We start from the raw sequence: 21,018 nt of genomic DNA, 5'->3' as shown, positions 1-21,018 counted from the left end.
GGAGCTACCGCGCGGAGGCCACCTCGGCGTACCCCCGTTGTTCCGGCGGCCGTCCCAGCAGGCAGGATCGGGGCCATGAGCACACTTTCGCCGCTTCACGACGTGCACACCGGGCTCGGCGCGTCGTTCACCGACTTCGCCGGCTGGTCGATGCCGCTGCGTTACGGCAGCGAGCTGGCCGAGCACAAGGCGGTGCGGGAGGCCGCGGGCCTGTTCGACCTGTCGCACATGGGCGAGATCGAGCTGACCGGCCCCGAGGCGGCGCGGTCGCTGGACTACGCGCTCGTCGGCAAGCTGTCCGCGGTGAAGCCGGGCCGCGCCAGGTACACGATGATCTGCGACGGCGCCGGTGGCGTGCTCGACGACCTGGTCGTCTACCGGATCGGCGAGGACCACTTCATGGTGGTGGCGAACGCGGCCAACTCGGCGGTGGTGTTCGCCGAGCTGGCGGCGCGGGCCGAGGGCTTCGCGGTGGAGGTGGTGGACCGGTCGACCGCGTGCGCGCTGATCGCGGTGCAGGGCCCGCGCGCGGTGGACGTCATCGGGGCCGTGTCCGACGCGGACCTGCCGTCCCTGCCGTACTACGGCTGCGTCCCGACGGTCGTCGGCGGTCACGACGTGCTGCTGGCCCGCACCGGCTACACGGGCGAGGACGGCTTCGAGGTCTACGCGCAGTCCCCGCACGCGGTGGACGTGTGGACCGTGCTCACCGAGGCGGGTGGGGAGTTCCTGGTCCCCGCGGGCCTCGCCTGCCGCGACACCCTCCGGCTGGAGGCGGGCATGCCCCTGTACGGCAACGAGCTGACCGCCGACATGACCCCGTTCGACGCGGGGCTCGGTCGGGTGGTGAAGTTCGACAAGCCGGCCGACTTCGTGGGCCGCGCCGCCCTGGAACGCCGCCGCGACCAGTCCGACGCGGCCGAGCAGGTGCTCGTGGGCCTGGTGGGTGACGGTCGCCGCGCCGCCCGCCACGGCTACCCGGTCCTGGACGGCGACACCCAGGTGGGCACGGTGACGAGCGGTGCCCTGTCACCCACCCTGGGCCACCCCATCGCCATGGCGTACGTCCCACCGGCCCTGACCGAGCCGGGCACCAAGCTCACGGTGGACATCCGAGGCAAGGCCATGCCGGTATCGGTGACGAAGCTACCGTTCTACAAGCGCCCCTAACCCCGCGTGTCCAACCCTCCCGACACGCGTGTCCAACACTCGCGACACGCGTGTCCAACCCTCGCGACACGCGTGTCCAACACTCGCGACACGCGTGTCCAACACTCGCGACACGTGTGTCCAACGCTCGCGGCAGGTGAGTTCAACGCTCGCGACAGGTGAGTTCAACGAACTCGGACGGCCGGTTTCGTTGAACTCACGGGTTCTGCGCGTTGGACACGCGGTGCTTGGGCGTTGGACACGCGGTTAGGAGGCGGCGGCCGAGTTTTGGGCTTCGGCTACTGCCTTGGCCAGCTCGTCGCGGTTCATCTTCGAGCGGCCCTTGATCTCCAGCTCCTTGGCCAGCTTGTCCAGTTCGGCCTTGCTCAGGTCGTCGAGGGCCGGTGACGGGGAGGGGGCCGAGCCGCGGCCCTTCTTGCGGCTCTCCACGCTGCGCGACAGCGCCTCGAACAGGTCGACCACCTTCGTCGGCTCGGAGGGCTCCTCCGCGGCGACGATCTCGTGGCCCTCGCGCTTGCTCTCGATCAGCTTCTCGACATGCTCGGTGTAGGTGTCGTGGTACTCCTCGGGGCGCCACTCGTCGGTCATGGACTCGATCAGGCTGACCGCCATGTCCAGTTCCTTGCCCCGGGCGGTGGTGACCTCGGGCAGGGACTTCAGCTCCTGCGCCGGGTCCCGGATGTCCTCGGGGAACAGCAGCGTGTTCAGCACGAGCAGCCCGTCCCCGGCGCGCACCGCGGTCAGGTACTCCTTGCCGCGCATCACGAACGACGCGATGCCCGCCCGGTTGGTCTTCTCCATGGCCTGGAGCAGCAGGCTGTAGGACCGCCCGTACTCCTCCTTGGCCGGCGCCAGCCAGTACGTCCGCTGGAAGTGGATCGGGTCGATCTCCTCCAGGTCGACGAAGGAGTTGATGTCGATGGTCCGCGACCGCCCCGGCGCGATGGCGTCCAGCTCGTCCGGCTCGATGATCACGTACTCCCCGCCGCCCAGGTCCGCGCCCTTGACGATGTCGGAGTACGCCACCTCCTTGCCGGTGCGCTCGTTCACGCGCTTGTACCGGATCCGGTCGGACGTGCCCCGTTCGAACTGGCGGAAGCTGATGGTGTGATCCTCGGTCGCGCTGTACAGCTCGACGGGAATCGTCACCAACCCGAAGTTGATGGCCCCGCTCCAGATAGGTCGCGCCACGGTACTGCCCTCCCATGTGTCCCGGTGGTCATCATGGCCCCTTCCAGCGACAACGCACCAGTCCACCTCGATCGAAAGGCGCACGTTTGCCTCCCGGAACACCCGGGTACCACATGCGCGAAGAGGTCAAGCGAGAGCGTGATGGAGGAGCCCTGCCATGGTGGACGTTTCCCGGCTGCCCGGTCCGATCGCCGAGACGTGGGACTGGCAGCGGCTGGCCGCCTGCCGCGGCCAGAACAGCGACATGTTCTTCCACCCGCGCGCCGAGCGTGGCCAGGCACGGGAAGAACGAGTCGCGCGGGCGAAGGAGATCTGCCGCCAGTGCCCCGTGATCGTGCAGTGCCGCCACCACGCGTTGACCGTCTACGAGCCCTACGGCATCTGGGGCGGCCTCGACGAGACCGAGCGCCGCGCCGCGTACGCGCACCGCAAGAAACTGCAGGTCAGCGAGTCAGCCTGACAACCGCACCGATTACTTGCGACCCGGTGAGCAACACCGGGTCGTTGTGGTCGGCGCCCCGTATCTCCACCACCGTGACCGGACCGGCGGCGGCGTCGGCGACCGCACGGCTCTGCGCGGGCGGCACGACCGAGTCGGCCGAGCCGTAGACGACGACGGTCGGCACCCGGACCCGCCGCACGTTCTCGACCACCGGGAACCGGTCCCGCAGCAGCAGCCGCACGGGCAGGAACGGGTAGTGCTCGGCCGCGGTGTCGGCCAGCTCGGTGAACGGCGACCGCAGCACGAGCCCCGCCGGCGGGTACCGGACCGCCAGCTCGGTGACCACCGCACTGCCGAGGCTGTCGCCGAAGTAGACCAGCCGGTCCGGCGGCACGCGCAGGTCGTCGACGAGGTACGAGCGCGCGGCCCGCACGTCGAGCGCGAGTCCCGCCTCGGTCGGCTCGCCCTCGCTGTCGCCGTACCCGCGGTAGTCGAACAGCAGCACGGCGAAACCCGCGTCCCGCAGCGCGGCCGCCAGCGCCACGCGGTGCGTCCGGTTGCCGCCGTTCCCGTTGGCGACCAGCACGGTGAAGCCCCCGTCGCCCGGCACGTACCAGGCGCCGAGGGTGAGCCCGTCCGCGGTGCTCAGCCGCACGTCCCGCGCCCCGGGCAGCACATCCGCGGCCGGCGGGACCGGGCCACCGGTGGGCAGGTAGATGAGCCGCCGCTGGAAGAGGTAGGCGAGCGTCAGCACGAGGAGCACACCGACGACGATCGTCGTGGCTCCGTAGACCAGCCATCGAGGCACCCGCCCAGTGTTCCCCAGGCTTCGGTGATTAGGGTTTTATGGGTGCTGACCATGCAGGACGCGTTGCTCGCCTTGACCAAGTACTGGACCGACCGGGGTTGCATGATCGTGCAGCCCGTCAACACGGAAGTCGGCGCCGGCACCCTCAACCCGGCGACCATCCTGCGCGTGCTCGGTCCCGAGCCGTGGCGGGTGGCCTACGTCGAGCCGAGCGTGCGGCCCGACGACGCCCGGTACGGCGAGAACCCCAACCGGCTGCAGACGCACACCCAGTTCCAGGTGATCCTGAAGCCCGACCCGGGCGACCCGCAGGAGCAGTACCTGAACAGCCTGGAGGCACTGGGCATCGACATCCACGCCCACGACATCCGCTTCGTCGAGGACAACTGGGCGAACCCGGCGACCGGTTCGTGGGGGCTGGGCTGGGAGGTGTGGCTGGACGGGTTGGAGATCACCCAGTTCACCTACTTCCAGCAGGCCGGCGGCATGAGCCTCGACCCGGTGTCCGTGGAGATCACCTACGGCGTCGAGCGGATCATCATGGCACTGCAGAACGTCAGCCACTTCAAGGACATCCAGTACGCGCCGGGCATCACCTACGGCGAGGCGTTCGGCCAGGCCGAGTACGAGATGAGCCGCTTCTACCTCGACGACGCGGACATCGACACGCAGAAGCGCCTGTTCGAGGACTACGCGGGCGAGGCGCGCCGCATGCTGGACGCCCGCCTGCCGGTCCCCGCCCACCTGCACGTCCTGAAGTGCTCGCACACGTTCAACGTCCTCGACGCGCGTGGCGCGGTGTCGACGACCGAGCGCGCGAAGGCGTTCGCCCGGATGCGTGGTCTCGCCCGCGAGGTGTCCGCCCTCTGGGCCGACCGCCGGGCGGAGCTGGACCACCCGCTCGGCCTGTCGGAGCTCCCGCCGGTGGCCGAGCCCCCCACGACGTTCGCCACGGTGACCGCCCCGGCGCCCCTCCTGTTCGAGATCGGCACGGAGGAGCTGCCGCCGCACGAAGTCACCCGCAGCGCGGGCGCGGTGCGTGACGCGGTGCGGTCGAAGCTGTCGGCGACCCGCCTGTCCCACGGCGACGTCGAGGTCCACGCGACCCCGCGCCGCATCATCGTGCTGATCGACGAGGTGGCCCCCGCGGAGCCCGATGCCGAGCGTTTCGTCCGCGGCCCCAGGGCATCGGCGGCCTTCGACGCCGACGGCAACCCGACCAAGGCGGCCGCGGGCTTCGCCCGGGGCCAGCAGGTCGACCCGGCGGCGTTGGAGCGCGTCGACATCGACGGCGTCGAGTACGTGGGCGTCACCAGGACGGACCGCGGCCGCGGCGCGGTGGAGGTGCTGAGCGGTCTGCTGGGTGAGGTCGTCGCCGAACTGCGCGCCGACAAGAACATGCGCTGGAACGACCGGAAGCTGTCGTTCACCAGGCCGGTCCGCTGGCTGGTGGCGTTGCTGGGCACGGAGGTCGTCCCGGTGACGGCGTCGACGCTGGCGGCGGGGCGCACCACCAGGGTGCACCGCACGGCCGAACAGCCGCAGGTGCGGGTCCCCACCGCGGCGAACTACCTGAACTTCCTGGCGGGCCACGGAATCACGGCCTCGGTGGACGCCCGCCGCGAGGCGATCGTCCACACCGCGGGGGAACTGGCGGCGTCGGTGCACGGCACGATCGACGTCGACGCGGAGGCGGCGCTGATCGACGAGATCGCCAACCTTGTCGAGGAACCGAACGCGATCCTGGGCAGCTTCGAGAAGACGTACCTGGAGCTGCCGCAGGAGATCCTGACCACCGTGATGCGCAAGCACCAGCGCTATCTCCCGGTGCGCACACCGGAAGGCGCACTGCTGCCCCACTTCGTCGCGGTGGCCAACGGCAGGTGCGACACGGACGCGGTCCGCGCCGGCAACGAGGCGGTCCTCCGCGCGCGCTACGAGGACGCGAGCTTCTTCTGGCGCGCGGACCTGAAGGTGGCCCCGGAAACCATGAAGGCAGGGCTGGCCCGCCTCGCCTTCGAGGAAGAACTGGGCTCGATGGCCGACCGGGCGGCCAGGATCGCGGCGGTGGCAGGGGAGCTGGGCAGCGCACTGTCCTCTTCGGATGTCGCGACACTCGAACGCGCCGCGGCACTGGCGAAGTTCGACCTGGCCTCCCAGATGGTCATCGAACTGACCAGCCTGGCCGGCGTGATGGCCCGCGAGTACGCGGCCCGCTCGGGTGAACCACAGGCAGTGGCCGAGGCCCTGTTCGACATGGAGCGCCCGAGGTCCGCGGGGGACAGGCCACCGGCGACCGCGCCAGGCGCGGTACTGGCACTGGCGGACAGGTTCGACATGCTGGTGGGCCTGTTCGCGGTGGGTGCCGCCCCCACCGGCAGTTCGGACCCGTTCGGCCTACGTAGGGCAGCGGCCGGAGTAATCACAATCCTGCGCGCACATCCGACCCTGTCAGACATCACGATAACGAGGGCATTGACAGCAGCGGCGAAACAGGTCCGCGCACAGGGCATTGAAGTGCCGGACAAAACACTGGAAGAAGTAGCGGACTTCATCACCCGCCGTTACGAACAACAGTTGCTGGACGCCGGCCACGACCACCGCCACGTAGCGGCGGTCCTGCCATTGACGGACGCGCCGGCCGCCGCGGAATCCACCCTCCGCGAGATAGAACAACACATAGGCGACAAGGACTTCGCGGCGCTGGTGGCCGCCCTGCAACGAGTCCGCCGAATAGTCCCGGCAGGAACGAAGCCGACATACGACGCCACAAAACTAACCGAACCAGCCGAAACAGCACTGCATCAGACCCTGACAGGGGTAACGGGAGCCCTGCGAAACACGTCCCTGGCGGATTTCGTACTGGCGGCCACCCCTCTGACCACCCCCATCAACACCTTCTTCGACGACATCCTGGTAATGGCCGAGGACGAGGAAATCCGAGCGGCCCGCCTGGGCCTCCTGGCCACAATCAGGGACCTGGCCGCCCCCGTCCTGGACTGGCAGGCCCTGGGCACCAGCTTCACCACGGAGTAGCGGAGAAAGCCCCGATCCGGCGCCCAGAGCGACGCCGGATCGGGCGAAGCTGGGCCGTGAAGGATCAAAGGCGACCTGCCCAAGCAAAACACCAGGTCAAGGCCGATGACAGCAGCGGACCAACGCCCACTGCGGACCAAACTCGGAACCCTCCGGCCGCCCGAAGATCGCGACCAAGACAGCAAAAAAAGGCGGACCCGGACGATCCGCCCCGCTGAATAGGCCTACCGAGCCAAGAACAGAAAAGTAGCAGAGCCCTGCTGGCCAACCCCCAATGACAAACGGCGCACAAGCGACCCCACTCAGCGCGCCAACTCCCCGACCCCAGAAAGCGCAAAAGCCAATCTGCTCAACGCGCCCCACTTGCCAGATCTAGACCACAACGGCGAAAAAGCTGACTTGCCAGACAAGTCCCGTTGCCAACTCCCTAACCGTACCCCCGGCCCCCCACCCCCAGATCCCCACTCAGAATTCAGAGAAGAACAACCTCACGAGACCCCTCAGACCCCTTGACAATCAACTGCTCCCGCTGCTCCCGAACCGCACGATAAACAAAATCCCCATACCCAACCAACCGCCGAAGCGCCTCGGTCAGCGTAACCCCCTCCCGCTCAATGACATTCTCAAGAGCACGAACAGTATCCGGCGAAACAGCAACATTGATCCTCTTGGGTTCTGCCTTTGCGGAAGTTGGCTGCCCACCGGACTCGGTCCGTGCGCCCTTAGCCGACATGGTCACATCCAGTTGCGTGAGGTTCGGGCATTCGGGTTAAGTGTATGTGTGGTGTGGGCGCGGATGCAACACAGCAGCTACACGTAATCGACACTCACCGAGTGTTGTCATCCTGTACTCGGAAGGTTACGCTCAGGGCAGGACAGCCTTGCTGACCTGCACGGACAGCCCGTAGCGGCACCCGGCGCGCGACGAGGCGCCGGAGGTCGGAGAGGGGCGAACGAATGCCAGACACCAGCTCCGCCCGCCGGCACGCGGAGCGACCCCCGCTACGCGTGAGCGGGCTCGAACCCGTTGACGGGACCTGGTTCGAAACCGGCGACGAACCGCCCGTCGATCTACCTCTGATCGTGCTCATCCCGGTGTGCCGGATCACTGATCACGATCAAAACGATTCGGATTGACGTTCGCGCCGGCGCCGAAGAACGCGCCGACGATGGTCGCGGCCGCGCCGAGCAGGATCGGCAGCATGATGCGTGCCAGCTCGGTCGCGAACGAGGTCGAGATCGCGCCGACCCACAGGCCGATGACCAGTGCGAACACGGTGAGCAGGATCAACGCGCCCACGCCGAACAGCACCCACTTCTGCATCCGCAGGTAGTGCCGTCGCGCCGCGCTCCTGGCCTCGATCTCGGCCTGGCGCTCACGAAGCTCCAGTTCCCTGCCCCGCGCGATCAGCTCCCTGTTGCCGGGTGGTGAGCGGTCCACCCAGGTGCCGTCGTCGGTCACCTCGCCGCCGGCCGGGTGGCGTCGCCGCCCTGGCCGGCGCATCACTGCTCGTCCGGCAGCGGGATCGTGGCGATCAGCGGTTCGTCCACCGGCTGCCGTTTGCAGTTGTCGTACCAGGTGTCATCCCGCGACTCCTTGTCCGAGCCGCGTCGCTGCTCGTCGTCGCGGGGCGTCCTGGTGTCCCTCATGACTGACGTTCCTCCGTGGGGGCCGGAGTGCGGCGTTCGCATTGCGAACATCACTCTAAAGAGCAGGGTAGCTCCTGTGTGCCACATAAACAATGTCTATTCCGTGGCAAGACGCTGTTGCAAATGTGTATGCACCGTGGGAGACTTGGTGAAGTGTGCTGACAAGGTGGGAAGTGATGGTCATGCCGGGTAACCGCACGGACGTCGAGGAAGTTCTGAACGACCGCCTCATCACCGAGCCGAGGCGCATCAATGTCGCTATCTCGCCGGATACGGTCCGTGCGCTCGAGCTGGTCATCGAGAACGAGGGCGTGACCCTCACCGAGGCGCTGCGCCGCCTGATCGGCTACGGAGACTTCGTCTACCGATCGGTGCGCGAACGCGGCGAGCAACTACTGCTGAACGGTCCGGACGGCACCAGGGAAGTGCTGCTCCTCTGACCCGAGGACCGGGGATCTCCCACGTCCTGGAAGACGCTTTCGCTCAGCGCCCCGAACGCGCCTTCCAGGACACCCCCGACCAAGCGGACCGATGCGCTCCGCTCACCCGGCACGCTGCCCCGCCGGACCCCCGGGGCGGTGGGCCACCCCCGGCCAATGCCCCGAAGGCGCCCTCGAGATGCCCCTCGTCCCGAGGGCGCCGTTCAGGGCATTGGCCGCCGCGCGTGTGGGGTGTGGGAGATTCAAGGCGCCCCGGTACCCGCCGGGTGGGCTGCCCTGGAGGCATCCCTCAAGACGCTCACCCGAACCCAGCGAGGATCACGTTGCGTCTCGCCGCCGGGTGGGTGGCCCGATTCGCGGACCCGGCACGCGGTCTTGCGGGGTTCACCCCGGGTCTGGTGAGGCTTCTTCCTGCCTGGTTTAGGGCGCTCGCCGAATCCGGTGATGATCACGGTGGGCCGCGCCACCGCAGCCGTGGTCCGTTTCGCGGACCGAGTGCGCGGTCTTGCGGGGTTCACCTCGCGTCTGGCGAGGCGTCTTCCTGCCTCGAAAGGCACCGCACCCTCGTGAACGCCATTGGCGCTGCACGCGTGCGGTGCCTCCCGTGATGGTGGTGGTGCGCGGTCAGCCGGGGTCGCCGATGATCTTCGGGGTGCGGCGGCGCGGCTCTCGGCCCTTCGGTTGGCTGGGTGCCTCCCGCGGCTCGATCGTGGGGATCGGCCGTCGTTCGGTGGTGCCCTTCGTCAGCTCGACCGGGGCGCCGTGGTGCTGGACCGTCAGCGAGGGGCCGTCGAGCAGGGTGTAGCTCGCGCTCGACTGGTCGATCTCGACGGCGAACCGGCTCTCCCGATAGGTCAGCCGGAACGCGATGCGGGTCAGGGCCGACGGCAGCCGCGGGGCGAAGGTCAGGGAGTCGCTGTGGTCGCGCATCCCGCCGAAACCGGCGACCGCCACCATCCAGGCTCCCGCCAGTGACGCGATGTGCAGGCCGTTGCGCACGTTGGCGTGCAGGTCGTGCAGGTCGGTGAGGGCGGCCTCGGCGAAGTAGTCGTACGCCAGGTCCAGGTACCCGACCTCCGCCGCCATCACCGCCTGCACGCACGCCGACAGCGACGAGTCCCGCACGGTCAGCGGCTCGTAGTAGTCGACGTTGCGCACCTTCTGCTCCGGTGTGAAGGCATCCCCGCGCAGGTACATGGCCATCACGAGGTCCGCCTGCTTCACGACCTGCTTGCGGTACAGGTCGAAGTACGGGTAGTGCAGCAGCAGCGGGTAGTCCTCCTGCGGCGTGTTCTCGAAGTCCCACGGCGCGTGCTGGGTGAACCGCTCGGACTGCGGGTGCACGCCGAGCATCTCGTCGTACGGGACCACCATCTTCGCCGCGGCCTCCTGCCACGCCGCGATCTCCTCGTCGGTCACCCCCAGGGCGAAGGCCACGTCGGGCTGGCGCGAACACACGGCGGCCGCCTCGCGCAGGTTCCGCTGCGCCATCAGGTTCGTGTACACGTTGTTGTCCACGACCGCCGTGTACTCGTCCGGTCCGGTCACCCCGTCGATGCGGAAACCGCCGTGCACGTCGTGGTGGCCGAGCGAGCGCCACAGCCGCGCGGTCTCCACCAGGATCTCCGTCGCGTGGTCGCGCTCGAAGTCCTCGTCGCCCGTCGCGTCCAGGTAGCGGGCGACGGCGTCGGACACGTCCGCGGACACGTGGAACGCCCCCGTGCCGGCCGGCCAGTACGCCGAGCACTCGGCGCCGTCGATCGACCGCCAGGGGAACGCCGCCCCCCGCAACCCGAGCGCCTCCGCGCGCTCGCGGGCCTTGGGGAGGCTCGCGTGTCGCCAGCGCAGCGCGTCGCGGGCGGCCTCCGGGACGGTGTAGGTGAGCACCGGCAGCACGAACGTCTCGCTGTCCCAGAAGGAATGCCCGTCGTAGCCGGGCCCGGTGAGGCCCTTTGCCGGGATCGCCCGGCTCTCGCCGCGGGCGCCGGCCTGCAGGATGTGGAACAGGCCGAACCGCACCGCCTGCTGCAGCTCGTCGTCGCCCTCGATCTCGACGTCGGCGGTGGCCCAGAAGTCGTCGAGGTAGGCGCGTTGCTCCGCGAGCAGACCGTGCCAGCCGGTCTGCTTGGCGCCGGCCATGGCGGCGGAGACCTGTGACCGCAGCGCGGGCGCGGACCGGCGGGAGGACCAGCCGTAGCCGATGTACTTGGTGAGCACCAGGCGCGCCCCGCTCGGCACGTCCACCGCCGCGGTGAGCCGGGCGAGGTCGTCCTCGACGTGCATCTCGCACTGCAGGCCGTCGACCGTCTCGATCTCGTGGTTCATCGCGGCTGCGACCCGCAGCTTGGACCGGCGGGTCTGGTGGATGAGCACCGCGTACAGGTCGCCGGCCGAGACGTCCTCGGACACCAGCGGCGCCTCCAGCGCGGCGCCGACCCGCGGGTCCTTGGACGCGGAGTCGATCGGCTCGTTGGCGAGCAGGTCGGACTGCACCACCAGCTGGATGTCGCCGTCGAGCGGCTCGACCTCGTAGCGGATCGCGGCGACCGCGCGCTGGGTGAACGACACGAGCCGCTCGGTCCGCACCCGCACGCGCCGCCCCGTCGGCGACTCCCACACCGTGTCGCGGCGCAGCGTGCCGGAGCGGAAGTCGAGCACGCGGTGGTGCTCGACCGCCCGGCCGTACCGCATGTCCAGCGGTTCGTCCTGGACCAGCAGCCGGATGATCTTGCCGTCGGTCACGTTGACGACGGTCTGGCCGTCCTCCGGGTAGCCGTAGCCGGCCTCGGCGTAGGGGAGCGGGTGGCGCTCGTAGAGGCCGTTGAGGTAGGTGCCCGGCACGCCGCGGGGCTCACCCTCCTCGAGCGTGCCGCGCATGCCGATGTGCCCGTTGGACAGTGCGAAGATCGACTCGGTGCGGTCGAGCGCCGAGAGGTCGAGCGTGTCCCACCGCAGAGCCCACGGCGAGGTCTGGAACCCGTGCGTCACGCCTCGTCCTCCAGCAGTTCGGCCAGGTCGGTGACCACGACGTCCGCGCCGTGCGCCCGCAGCTCCGCCGCCTGGCCCACCCGGTCGACGCCGACCACGTAGCCGAAGTGCCCGGCCTTGCCGGCCTGCACTCCGGACAGGGCGTCCTCGAACACCGCGGCGTTGACGGGTGGCGTGTTCAGTGCCTCGGCGCCGGCGAGGAAGGAGTCCGGCGCCGGCTTGCCGCGGAGCTTCCGGTCGGTGATGACCACGCCGTCGATGCGGGCCTCGATGTCCTTCGTCAGGTCCGCGGCGTCGAGCACGGTCGTGGCGTTGGCCGAGGAGGTGACGACCGCGATGCGCAGCCCGGCCTTCCTGGCCGCCTCGACGTAGCGCCGGGAGCCCGGGTACGGCTGGACCCCCTGCTCGGCGATGATCTCCTGGACGCGCACGTTCTTCCGGTTGCCGACGCCCTGGACGGAGTCGTAGGAAGGGGCCGCGTCCGGCGGCCCCTCGGGTAGGTCGATGGCACGCGAGCGCAGGAACGCCCGGACGCCGTCGAAGCGGGGCCGACCGTCGACGTAGTTGTTGTAGTCGGCGTCGGTGAAGGGTTGCTGGCCGTGGTCGGCGAGCAACGGGTCGAACGTTTCCTTCCACGCGGCACGGTGGAGCGCGGCGGTACCGGTGAGGACACCGTCGAGGTCGAACAGCAGCGCGGTGATGTGATCTGGCAGCCCGAGCACGTGATGCACGGTACCGAAGCCGGAGATCAACTGCTGGACACAGTGAACGTGAGGCGTGGCAGTTTTCTGCCGGCCCGGATCGGGGACCGCGCCTCGCCCGTCCGCACGGCGCCCATGGTCAGGTAGAACGCCTCGGCGAACGGGTCGGAGTCGATGGTGAACGCCGTGAGCCCGACGTCACGCGCCGTGGACACCGCGTGTGCGAACAGTCGCCGTCCGACGCCGCCCCGGATGTGGCAGGGGGCGACGAACATGAGGCTCAGCTCGCCGACCGGCGGGTCCCCCTCCAGCGCGTAGAACCCGAGCACGACGCCGTCGTCCCGCTCGGCCACCGTGACCCGCCGGCGGCCCACCTCGTCCGGTCCGACCGCCAGCTGGACGCGGCTGCCGGCCAGGAAGTCCTCGTCGTAACCCCAGTAGGCCTTCGAACGGACGGCGAGATCGCTGATGGCGCCGGCCTCGTCGGGGCGTGCGGCTCTGATGTGCATGCGGCAGGACTACTCGATCTCGAGGTGCGCCCTCAACATCTTTTGGAACCGGTCGTCGAACTCCTCGTAGCGGATGCGCAGGCGCTGTCCCGGCCAGTCGGCCGGCAGGAGCTCCTCGGGCAGGAGCGGGTCGGCGAGGAAGTGGCGGAGGACCGCGGCCGCCAGGATGAAGGTCGACGGGAGGTCCGCGGCCACGTCGAGTGCCGCCACCAGCTCACGTGCCCGCGCCGCCCAGCCCGGCAGGTCCCACAGCGACTCGGCGAGCCCCGGCGTCTCCGGTCGTCCCGTGAGGAACGTGCACTGCTCGGTCACCAGCGCGGGCCGCTCCCGGACCAGGTTCGTCGGCCGCAGCCACGTGCCCTCCCGCAGCTCGGCCAGCCGCAGCTCGGTCATCGCGGTGCGGAACGCGGTGCGCTCGGCGGGGGAGCGGCGCGCGGCCGTCACCACGGCGATCTCCCAGTCGCCGCCCCACGGTCGCGTCGACGGCGAGCGGCTGTGGTCCTGCCTTGCCTGGCGGTCGCGCAGCCGGCGGGTCAACTGGTAGTCGCCGTTGACCTGCGTCAGGTCGCCGGCCGAGACCATCCGGGACAGTGCCACCCGGATGGTTCCCTCGGCGATGCCGAACAGCTCGCCGACGCGCACGAGCGTCCGCGCGGGCAACCGTGGCGGGTGCACGCCCAGCAGCGTGCTGAGCACCGCCGAGCGGGCAGTGAGGGGCCGCAGTCCCGAAACCATGTTCCTTACGTCCTGGTGTCGCGTGTTCAAGAAATGTAATATCCATCGCATGCCGACTACTCATGTGGTCACCAACCAGGTTCCTCCGCTCGCCGGGCACGACGTGGCCGCCGACGCCGCCCTCCTCGACGGCCTGCACCGGCACGGCGCCGGCTGGGCCGAGGCGGAGCTGCACGAACTGGGCCAGCTCGCCGGGTCCGAGCAGGCCCAGGAGTGGGGCCGGCTCGCCAACGCCCACCCGCCGGTCCTGCGCACGCACGACCGCTACGGCAACCGGATCGACGAGGTCGAGTACCACCCGTACTACCACGAGCTGATGGCGGTAGCGATCCAGCGGGGCATGCACGCCGCGCCGTGGCGGGACTCCCGCCCGGGTGCGCACACCGCCCGCGCGGCCCGCTTCTACACGTGGTCGCAGGTCGAGTCCGGTCACGGCTGCCCGATCTCCATGACCTACGCGGTGATCCCGGCCCTGCGGCACAACCCCGCCCTCGCGCGGCGGTACGAGCCGCTGCTCTCGGCGCGGTCGTACGACCCGGGCCTGCGGGTGCCGGACACCAAGCGCGGCCTGACCGCGGGCATGTCGATGACGGAGAAGCAGGGCGGCTCGGACGTCCGCGCCAACGCGACGCGCGCGGTGCCGCAGTCCGACGGCAGCTACCTGCTGACGGGGCACAAGTGGTTCACGTCCGCGCCCATGTGCGACCTGTTCCTGGTGCTGGCCCAGGCGCCCGGCGGCCTGTCGTGCTTCCTGCTCCCGCGGGTGCTGCCCGACGGCACCCGCAACCGCATGCACCTGCAGCGCCTGAAGGACAAGCTGGGCAACAGGTCCAACGCGTCGTCGGAGGTCGAGTACGACGAGGCGGTCGCGTGGCTCGTCGGCGAGGAGGGCCAGGGCGTCCGCACGATCATCCAGATGGTCAACATGACCCGGCTGGACTGCGTGATCGGCGCGGCGGCCGGGATGCGGCTGGGAGTCGTCCAGGCCGTGCACCACGCGACGCACCGCCAGGCGTTCGGCGACTACCTGGTCGACCAGCCGCTGATGGGCAACGTGCTGGCCGACCTGGCCGTCGAGTCCGAGGCCGCGACCACGCTGGCGATGCGGCTCGCGGGCGCCACCGACGCGGCCCTCGCCGGCGACGAGTCCGAGGCCGCGTTCCGCCGGCTGGGGCTCGCGGTGAGCAAGTACTGGGTGTGCAAGCGGGCGTCCGCGCACGCCAACGAGGCGCTGGAGTGCCTGGGCGGCAACGGTTACGTCGAGGAGTCGGGCCTGCCGCGGCTCTACCGCGACGCGCCGCTGAACTCGATCTGGGAGGGCTCCGGCAACGTGGCCGCGCTGGATGTGTTGCGTGCCATGGCAGGCGGCGGCGCCGAGGCGTTCTTCGCCGAGGTCTCCCAGGCCGCGGGGGCCGACGCCCGGTTGGACGCGGCGCTGGCCGACCTGCGCAAGCGCTTGGCCGACGGTCCGGACCAGGCCTCGGCGCGGCGGCTCGTGGAGCGGATGGCCCTGGTGCTGCAAGGTTCCCTGCTGGTCCGGAGCGGACACCCGGCGGTCGCGGACGCGTTCTGCGCGTCCCGGCTGGGCGGCGACTGGGGTGTCGCGTTCGGCACCCTACCGTCGGGCGTGGACACGTCCGCGATCGTCGCGCGGGTAGGGGTCAAGTGACTCGAGAAGGTCCCTGAAGCGGTTGGTCGCCTCGTCGTGGTAGCGGACGGGGAGCGCCACCGACCGGGCCGGTTCTGGCCTACCGTGGGCGGGTGCGTGCGTGGCGAGTCGAACGCCCGGGCCCGGCGGCCACCGGACCGCTGACGCGACGGGACGTCCCCGAGCCCGTGCCCGGTCCGGACGAGCTGCTGGTCCGGGTGCGGGCGTGCGGCGTGTGCCGGACGGACCTCCACGTGGCGGAGGGCGACCTGCCGGTGCACCGCCCCGGCGTGGTGCCCGGCCACGAGGTGGTCGGCGAGGTCGAGCGGGCCGCCGGCGGGTTCGCCGTGGGGGACCTGGTCGGCATCGCGTGGCTGCGGCACACCTGCGGGACGTGCCGGTTCTGCCTGCGTGGCCGGGAGAACCTGTGCCCGTACTCCCGCTACACGGGCTGGGACGCCGACGGCGGCTACGCGGAGTACGCCGTGGTGCCGGCCGCGTACGCGTTGCCGCTGCCCGCCGGCTACACCGACAGCGAGCTGGCGCCGCTGCTGTGCGCGGGCATCATCGGCTACCACGCGCTGCTGCGTGCCGAGCTGCCGGCCGGCGGCCGGCTGGGGCTCTACGGGTTCGGCGGGAGCGCCCACCTCGCGGCCCAGGTGGCGCTGGCCCGGGGCGCGACGGTGCACGTGGTGACCCGCAGCCCCGCCGCGCGGGCGCTGGCGCTGTCCCTCGGCGCGGCGTCGGCCTCGGCTGACCAACCGCCGGAACCCCTCGACTCGGCGATCATCTTCGCTCCGGCCGGCACGCTGGTGCCGCGGGCGCTCGCCGCCCTCGATCGGGGCGGCACGCTGGCACTGGCCGGCATCCACCTGACGGACGTGCCGCCGCTGAACTACCAGGCGCACCTGTTCCAGGACCGGCAGCTGCGCGGCGTCACGTCGAACACCCGGGCGCAGGCACGGGAGTTCCTGTCGTTCGCCGAGGAGCACCGGCTGCGGGTGTCCACCACGGACTACCCGCTGGCCGACGCCGACCACGCGCTGCTCGACCTGGCCGAGGGCCGGGTCACCGGCGCGGCGGTGCTGGTCCCGGAGACGTTCCGGGCACCAGGACGCTGAGCTGGGTCAGGGCTTGCGAACGCGGGCCGCCACCCACGCCGGCGGGCGCCTCGCCAGCGGGGTCATCGGTTCGTCGGGTCGTCGGTTCGTCGGGATCGTCGGATCAGCAGCAGCCTGCCGAGCAGCAGTCGGAGCCGCAGCAGTCGTCGGTCATGAGGGGTCACCTCCTCCCGGTGCGCACCATGACGTGCCGGGCGCGGGGTCCTGGCACGGGCCGTCGGGCACGGTGGCGACCATGCGGGCGAGCTCGGCTCGCAGGGCGGCCAGGCGGGCGACCTCGGCGTCGATCTCGGCGATGCGACCGCGCAGCAGCGCCGCGGCCGGCTCGCACGGGCACTCGCCGGTGTCGCGCACCGAGAGCAGCTCGCCAATCTCCTTCAGACGCAGGCCCAGGCGCTGGCAGCCCTGGATGAACCGCAGCCGGTCGACCGCGGACGGCGGGAAGGCCCGGTAGCCCCCGGACGTCCTCGGCGGCGGGGCCAGCAACCCGCTGCGCTCGTAGTACCGCACGGTGTCGGGCGCGACCCCCGCCGCCACGGCAAGCTCAGCCACACGCATGTCCCGACGGTAAACCTTGGACCCCGCTCCAAGGTCAAGCCGCGTGCCGACTAGCCGGACCGGTGTCGGATACGGCATCGTCAACGCCGCGTCGTCAACAGCCGCTGGGAGTGATCGTTCATGCCGGGTACCGAGGTCGATGTGGTCGTGATCGGGATGGGTCCCGGCGGTGAGGACGTCGGTGCCCGGCTCGCCCGCGCCGGGCTCCAGGTCGTCGGTGTGGACGGGCGGTTGGTCGGCGGCGAGTGCCCGTACTACGCCTGCGTGCCGACCAAGGCGATGATCCGCGCCAGCGACGCGCTCCAGGAGTCCCGCCGCGTCCCCGTCCTCGCGGGTGCCGCCGACGTCACGCCCGACTGGGCCATCGTCGCCAACCGCATCCGGGCGGAGATCACCGCCGACTGGAACGACCAGGCCGCGGTCGACCGGTTCGAGGACGCGGGTGGCAGGTTCGTTCGCGGGTGGGGGCGGCTCACCGGGTCGCGGGAGGTCACCGTCGCCAAGCCGGACGGCACCGAGGAGGTCTTCACCACGCGGCGCGGCGTCGTGCTCAACACCGGCACCGAACCCGCCGTGCCGTCGGTCGACGGGCTGGCCGAGACGCCCTACTGGACCAACCGCGACGCCGTCGCGGTCGAGGAGGTGCCCGGCTCGCTGGTCGTGCTCGGCGGCGGCCCCGTCGGGTGCGAGCTGGCGCAGATGTTCTCCCGCTTCGGCGCCGCCGTCACGGTCGTCCAGCACGCCGACCGGCTCGTGCCCGCCGACGAGCCGGAGGCCGGCGAGCTGCTCGGCAAGGCGTTCGAGGACGAGGGCATCACCGTGCGCACCGGCCTGGGCGCCGCGCGGGTCAGCTACGAGACCGGCCAGTTCAACGTCAAGCTCGACAACGGCGAGGTGGTCGCCGCCGACCGCATGCTCGTCGCCGCCGGCCGGCGCACCGACATGAAGGCGCTGGGCATCGGCTCGGTCGGCCTCGACGACACCGCGCGCGGCGTCACCGTCGACGAGCGGATGCGGGCCACGGACGGCCTGTGGGCGATCGGCGACATCACCGGGCGCGGCGCGTTCACCCACATGTCGATGTACCAGGCGCGGATCGCGGCGGCCGACATCCTCGGGGCGGAGGACGCGGAGGTCGCCGACTACCGCGCCACCCCGCGCGTCACGTTCACCGACCCGGAGATCGGCTCGGTCGGCCTGTCCGAGGCGGCCGCCCGCGCCCAGGGCCTCAACGTCCGGACCGGCCTCGCACGGCTCCAGGACACGACGCGCGGCTTCATCCACAAGGTCGGTAACCAGGGCTTCATCAAGGTCGTCGAGGACGCGGACCGCGGCATCCTGGTCGGCGCCACCTCCGTCGGCCCGAACGGCGGCGAGGTGCTGGGCGCCCTGGTGGTGGCGGTCCACGCCGAGGTCCCGACGAAGCTCCTCCGCCAGATGATCTACGCCTACCCCACCTTCCACCGCGGCATAGAAGCCGCCCTGACCGCCCTGGACACCTAACCCCGCGAGTCCAACCGAAAAGAGCCGCGTGTCCAACCGGCGCGACCCGCGAGTTCAACGAAACCTGTCGGCGACCCGCCGACGGTTCGGTTGAACTCAGGCGTCGTGAGTGTTGGACACGCGGGGCGTGGGCGTTGGACACGCGGGGGTCAGGGGACGGGGGTGGGGCGGGGGGTGGTGCTGTGGATCTCCTGTGTGGTGCCGGTTTCGGTGGCGCGGAGGAGGGACTCCATGATGTCCAGCACGTGGTAGGCGAGGGTGCCGTTGGCGCGGTGTTCGGTGTTCGTCGCCAGGGCCTCGGCCAGGTCGGCGACACCCGTGCCGCGGCCCGCGTTCCGGTGCCCCGCCGACGGTTCGACCGGCGTCCAGCCGGCGTCCTGGCGGTCCGCCGACGCCGCGGTGAACACGCGGACCTCGCCGGCGAAGTTGTTCGGGTCCGGCACGGACAGCGAGCCGGCGGTGCCGTAGACCTCGATCGGGTGGAGGTTCGCCGCCCACACGTCGAAGCTCATCAGCAACGTCGTCAACGCGCCGTTCTCGTGCTCCAGCGTGCCGGTCACGTGCGTCGGTATCGCCACCGGGAACGCCGTGCCCGCGCGTGGTCCCTGGCCGATCACCCGTTCGGGGCGCGGCGTCGACGCCAGCCCGGTCACCCGGCGCACCGGGCCCAGCAGGGTCACCAGCGCCGTCAGGTAGTACGGCCCCATGTCGAACAGCGGGCCGCCACCCGGCTGGTAGTAGAACTCCGGCGCCGGGTGCCAGCGCTCGTGCCCCGGCGTGACCATGAACGCCGTCGCCGCGACGGGCCGGCCGATCAGGCCGTCGTCGATGCACCGGCGCGCGGTCTGCGTGCCCGTGCCCAGCACGGTGTCCGGCGCGCACCCGACCCGCACCCCCGCCGCCGACGCGGCCGCGAGCACCTCGCCACCCTCCCCAGTGGACAATGCGAGTGGTTTCTCGTTGTACACGTGCTTCCCGGCCGCGATCGCGGACAGCGCGACCTCCGCGTGCGCCCGTGGGATGGTCAGGTTCAGCACCAGGTCCACGACCTCGGCCGCGTACAGCTGCGCCGGCGTCATCATCCGGCCGCCCGGCACCTGGCGCGCCGGGTCGAGGTCGGCCGCCGCGACCAGCGAGACGCCGGACAGCCCCGGCAGCGTGGCGAGGTACTGCCCGCTGATGTTGCCGATCCCGACGAGCCCGACCCTCAGCGCGTTGCCCACCGCAGCCCTCTCCTGATCATCTCGTCCACCGCCGGCAGCTCCAGGTCCGCCATGCGGTGCCCGATGGTCGTCACGAACACCCGCCCGGCGCCGTGCCGGCGCACCCAGGTCACCGGCATCGTCGGCGTGCCGATCTCCGGCCGGTCGGGGTCGGGCAGGAACGCCGTGGTCGCCAGGACCTCGTTGCCGGGGTCGGCGTGCACGTAGTACTGCTCGCTGTGGACCTCGAACGTCCCCAGCCCGGACACGACCGGGTGGTCGGCGGTCACCGTCACCGGGTACCGCACGAAGTCCTTGTGGTGGTGGATGAACTGGCCGCCGGTCAGCAGGTGGTACTCCGGCTGGTCGCGGAACGCGTCCACGATGCCGCCGTGCCAGCCGGCGAACCCGGTGCCGGCACGCACCGCCGCCCGCAGCCCGTCGAGCTGTGGGGTGGTGATCTGGCCCATGGTCCAGCACTGGACAATCAGGTCCACTTCGGACAAGTCGTCGAGATAGGCGTCCAGGGAGTCCGAAGTGGAGACGTCGAAACTTTCGCCGGACAGGAAATTCGCATACCGATCGGTCGTCGTCACCGGGTCGTGGCCTTCCCAGCCGCCACGTACGAGCAACGCGTGCTTCGTCGTCACCTGATCAGGATTCCACAGATCCGATCGGGTGCGCTCCTGTTTTCACGGCGCGGCCGCGGCCGGCGGCTCGAACATCCGCGTCACGAAGTCCGCGCCGAACTGCCACGCGCCGGGGATGAGCAGCAGACCGACGATCGCGAACACCGGGAACACCAGCAGGCGCTCGACCCGCTTGCCCGTCGTCAGCCGCAACGGCTTGGGCGGGCGCAGTTCGTACCACGTCTCGCCCGCGATCGGGACCGGGAACAGGAACGGGCAGCCGGACTCGGTGAGCGCGTCGCCCAGGCAGTGCGTGAAACAGCCGACCGCCACGGCGATCCCCATGATCCCCGACATGTGCCCCAGCTCGGCGAGTGGATCCGGACCGGCCACCCGCAACCACCACACCACGCCCGCCGCCGACACGACCAGCATCCAGTCGCCGAGCGCGTCCTCCGCGAGCAGCAGGCCCAGCACCGCGACCGCCGCCACCGCGTACGGGCCGCCCGCCTTCGTGCCGGTGCTCGCGGCGAACCCGAGGCCGACCGCGAACAGGACCGTGTGCGAGAGGTGTCGGTGGGTGCCGCGCCGCCGCTCGTCCCGCGGGCCCTTCGTGACCTGGTAGATCCCCGCCGAGACGTGCCGCAGCAGCCAGGACAGCGCGCGGGAGAACGGGCCGAGCAGCGT

At 70.7% G+C, this 21,018-nt stretch carries 19 protein-coding genes; 7 read left to right on the top strand and 12 right to left on the bottom strand.

Annotated elements, in window-relative coordinates:
- Positions 1–75: 75 nt before the first annotated feature.
- Positions 76–1,170 (top strand): glycine cleavage system aminomethyltransferase GcvT, encoded by a 1,095-nt coding sequence (gene gcvT, locus ACJ73U_RS44770; RefSeq protein WP_407783883.1) that lies wholly within the window; start codon positions 76–78, stop codon positions 1,168–1,170.
- 246 nt (positions 1,171–1,416) lie between these two features.
- Here the strand turns inward: gcvT and ACJ73U_RS44765 are convergent, their stop codons facing one another.
- Positions 1,417–2,361, bottom strand: a complete 945-nt coding sequence (locus ACJ73U_RS44765) for a Ku protein (protein ID WP_407783882.1) — start codon at positions 2,359–2,361, stop codon at positions 1,417–1,419.
- Positions 2,362–2,518: 157 nt separating this feature from the next.
- Between ACJ73U_RS44765 and ACJ73U_RS44760 the strand changes: the two genes are divergently transcribed.
- Complete coding sequence (locus ACJ73U_RS44760) at positions 2,519–2,821, top strand: WhiB family transcriptional regulator (protein ID WP_407783881.1); 303 nt, start codon at positions 2,519–2,521, stop codon at positions 2,819–2,821.
- Here ACJ73U_RS44760 and ACJ73U_RS44755 read toward each other — a convergent pair.
- On the bottom strand, positions 2,805–3,611 hold the full coding sequence (locus tag ACJ73U_RS44755) for an alpha/beta hydrolase (protein ID WP_407783880.1): 807 nt from the start codon (positions 3,609–3,611) through the stop codon (positions 2,805–2,807). The two genes, ACJ73U_RS44760 and ACJ73U_RS44755, sit on opposite strands and share 17 nt — an antisense overlap.
- A gap of 51 nt (positions 3,612–3,662) precedes the next feature.
- Between ACJ73U_RS44755 and ACJ73U_RS44750 the strand changes: the two genes are divergently transcribed.
- Entirely contained in the window at positions 3,663–6,647 is a 2,985-nt protein-coding gene (locus ACJ73U_RS44750) for a glycine--tRNA ligase (RefSeq protein ID WP_407783893.1), read from the top strand.
- Positions 6,648–7,752: 1,105 nt separating this feature from the next.
- Here ACJ73U_RS44750 and ACJ73U_RS44745 read toward each other — a convergent pair.
- Entirely contained in the window at positions 7,753–8,151 is a 399-nt protein-coding gene (locus ACJ73U_RS44745) for a hypothetical protein (RefSeq protein WP_407783879.1), read from the bottom strand.
- Positions 8,151–8,297, bottom strand: a complete 147-nt coding sequence (locus ACJ73U_RS44740) for a hypothetical protein (RefSeq protein WP_407783878.1) — start codon at positions 8,295–8,297, stop codon at positions 8,151–8,153. The genes ACJ73U_RS44745 and ACJ73U_RS44740 overlap by 1 nt, the downstream gene beginning before the upstream one ends.
- Positions 8,298–8,470: 173 nt before the next feature.
- Here ACJ73U_RS44740 and ACJ73U_RS44735 point away from each other — a divergent pair, with 173 nt between their 5' ends.
- On the top strand, positions 8,471–8,737 hold the full coding sequence (locus ACJ73U_RS44735) for a hypothetical protein (RefSeq protein ID WP_407783877.1): 267 nt from the start codon (positions 8,471–8,473) through the stop codon (positions 8,735–8,737).
- Positions 8,738–9,361: 624 nt separating this feature from the next.
- Here ACJ73U_RS44735 and ACJ73U_RS44730 read toward each other — a convergent pair.
- The 4 genes from ACJ73U_RS44730 to ACJ73U_RS44715 are packed head-to-tail and all read right to left on the bottom strand — an operon-like array spanning position 9,362 to position 13,670.
- The gene (locus ACJ73U_RS44730) at positions 9,362–11,725 is read right to left on the bottom strand and encodes a glycoside hydrolase family 65 protein (protein WP_407783876.1); all 2,364 of its coding nucleotides are present in this window, start codon (positions 11,723–11,725) and stop codon (positions 9,362–9,364) included.
- Complete coding sequence (locus ACJ73U_RS44725; RefSeq protein ID WP_407783875.1) at positions 11,722–12,447, bottom strand: HAD family hydrolase; 726 nt, start codon at positions 12,445–12,447, stop codon at positions 11,722–11,724. The genes ACJ73U_RS44730 and ACJ73U_RS44725 overlap by 4 nt, the downstream gene beginning before the upstream one ends.
- Before the next feature lie 26 nt (positions 12,448–12,473).
- The gene (locus ACJ73U_RS44720; protein WP_407783874.1) at positions 12,474–12,935 is read right to left on the bottom strand and encodes a GNAT family N-acetyltransferase; all 462 of its coding nucleotides are present in this window, start codon (positions 12,933–12,935) and stop codon (positions 12,474–12,476) included.
- A gap of 9 nt (positions 12,936–12,944) precedes the next feature.
- A complete protein-coding gene (locus tag ACJ73U_RS44715; protein ID WP_407783873.1) occupies positions 12,945–13,670 on the bottom strand; it encodes a PaaX family transcriptional regulator C-terminal domain-containing protein in 726 nt (241 codons plus the stop codon).
- Between the two features lie 49 nt (positions 13,671–13,719).
- On the opposite strand from ACJ73U_RS44715, the gene ACJ73U_RS44710 reads away from it, so the two are divergent.
- Positions 13,720–15,339, top strand: coding sequence for an acyl-CoA dehydrogenase family protein (locus ACJ73U_RS44710; protein ID WP_407783872.1), 1,620 nt, complete (start codon positions 13,720–13,722; stop codon positions 15,337–15,339).
- A 92-nt stretch (positions 15,340–15,431) separates the two neighbouring features.
- A complete protein-coding gene (locus tag ACJ73U_RS44705) occupies positions 15,432–16,439 on the top strand; it encodes a zinc-binding alcohol dehydrogenase family protein (protein WP_407783871.1) in 1,008 nt (335 codons plus the stop codon).
- Positions 16,440–16,589: 150 nt separating this feature from the next.
- On the opposite strand, the gene ACJ73U_RS44700 is transcribed toward ACJ73U_RS44705, so the two are convergent.
- Entirely contained in the window at positions 16,590–16,997 is a 408-nt protein-coding gene (locus ACJ73U_RS44700) for a heavy metal-responsive transcriptional regulator (RefSeq protein ID WP_407783870.1), read from the bottom strand.
- 120 nt (positions 16,998–17,117) lie between these two features.
- On the opposite strand from ACJ73U_RS44700, the gene ACJ73U_RS44695 reads away from it, so the two are divergent.
- Complete coding sequence (locus tag ACJ73U_RS44695) at positions 17,118–18,500, top strand: dihydrolipoyl dehydrogenase family protein (protein ID WP_407783869.1); 1,383 nt, start codon at positions 17,118–17,120, stop codon at positions 18,498–18,500.
- A gap of 149 nt (positions 18,501–18,649) precedes the next feature.
- Here the strand turns inward: ACJ73U_RS44695 and ACJ73U_RS44690 are convergent, their stop codons facing one another.
- From ACJ73U_RS44690 to ACJ73U_RS44680, 3 genes are all read right to left on the bottom strand, one after another.
- A complete protein-coding gene (locus ACJ73U_RS44690; protein ID WP_407783868.1) occupies positions 18,650–19,723 on the bottom strand; it encodes a Gfo/Idh/MocA family protein in 1,074 nt (357 codons plus the stop codon).
- Positions 19,708–20,352, bottom strand: a complete 645-nt coding sequence (locus ACJ73U_RS44685) for a ThuA domain-containing protein (RefSeq protein ID WP_407783867.1) — start codon at positions 20,350–20,352, stop codon at positions 19,708–19,710. The genes ACJ73U_RS44690 and ACJ73U_RS44685 overlap by 16 nt, the downstream gene beginning before the upstream one ends.
- A gap of 42 nt (positions 20,353–20,394) precedes the next feature.
- Positions 20,395–21,018, bottom strand: a 624-nt coding sequence (locus ACJ73U_RS44680) for a metal-dependent hydrolase (protein ID WP_407783866.1), incomplete at its 5' end; no start/stop codon positions are given.

Source organism: Actinophytocola sp., from assembly GCF_045807065.1.
Taxonomy (GTDB): Bacteria; Actinomycetota; Actinomycetes; order Mycobacteriales; family Pseudonocardiaceae; genus Actinophytocola.
This window is presented reverse-complemented; position numbering and strand designations above follow the sequence as displayed.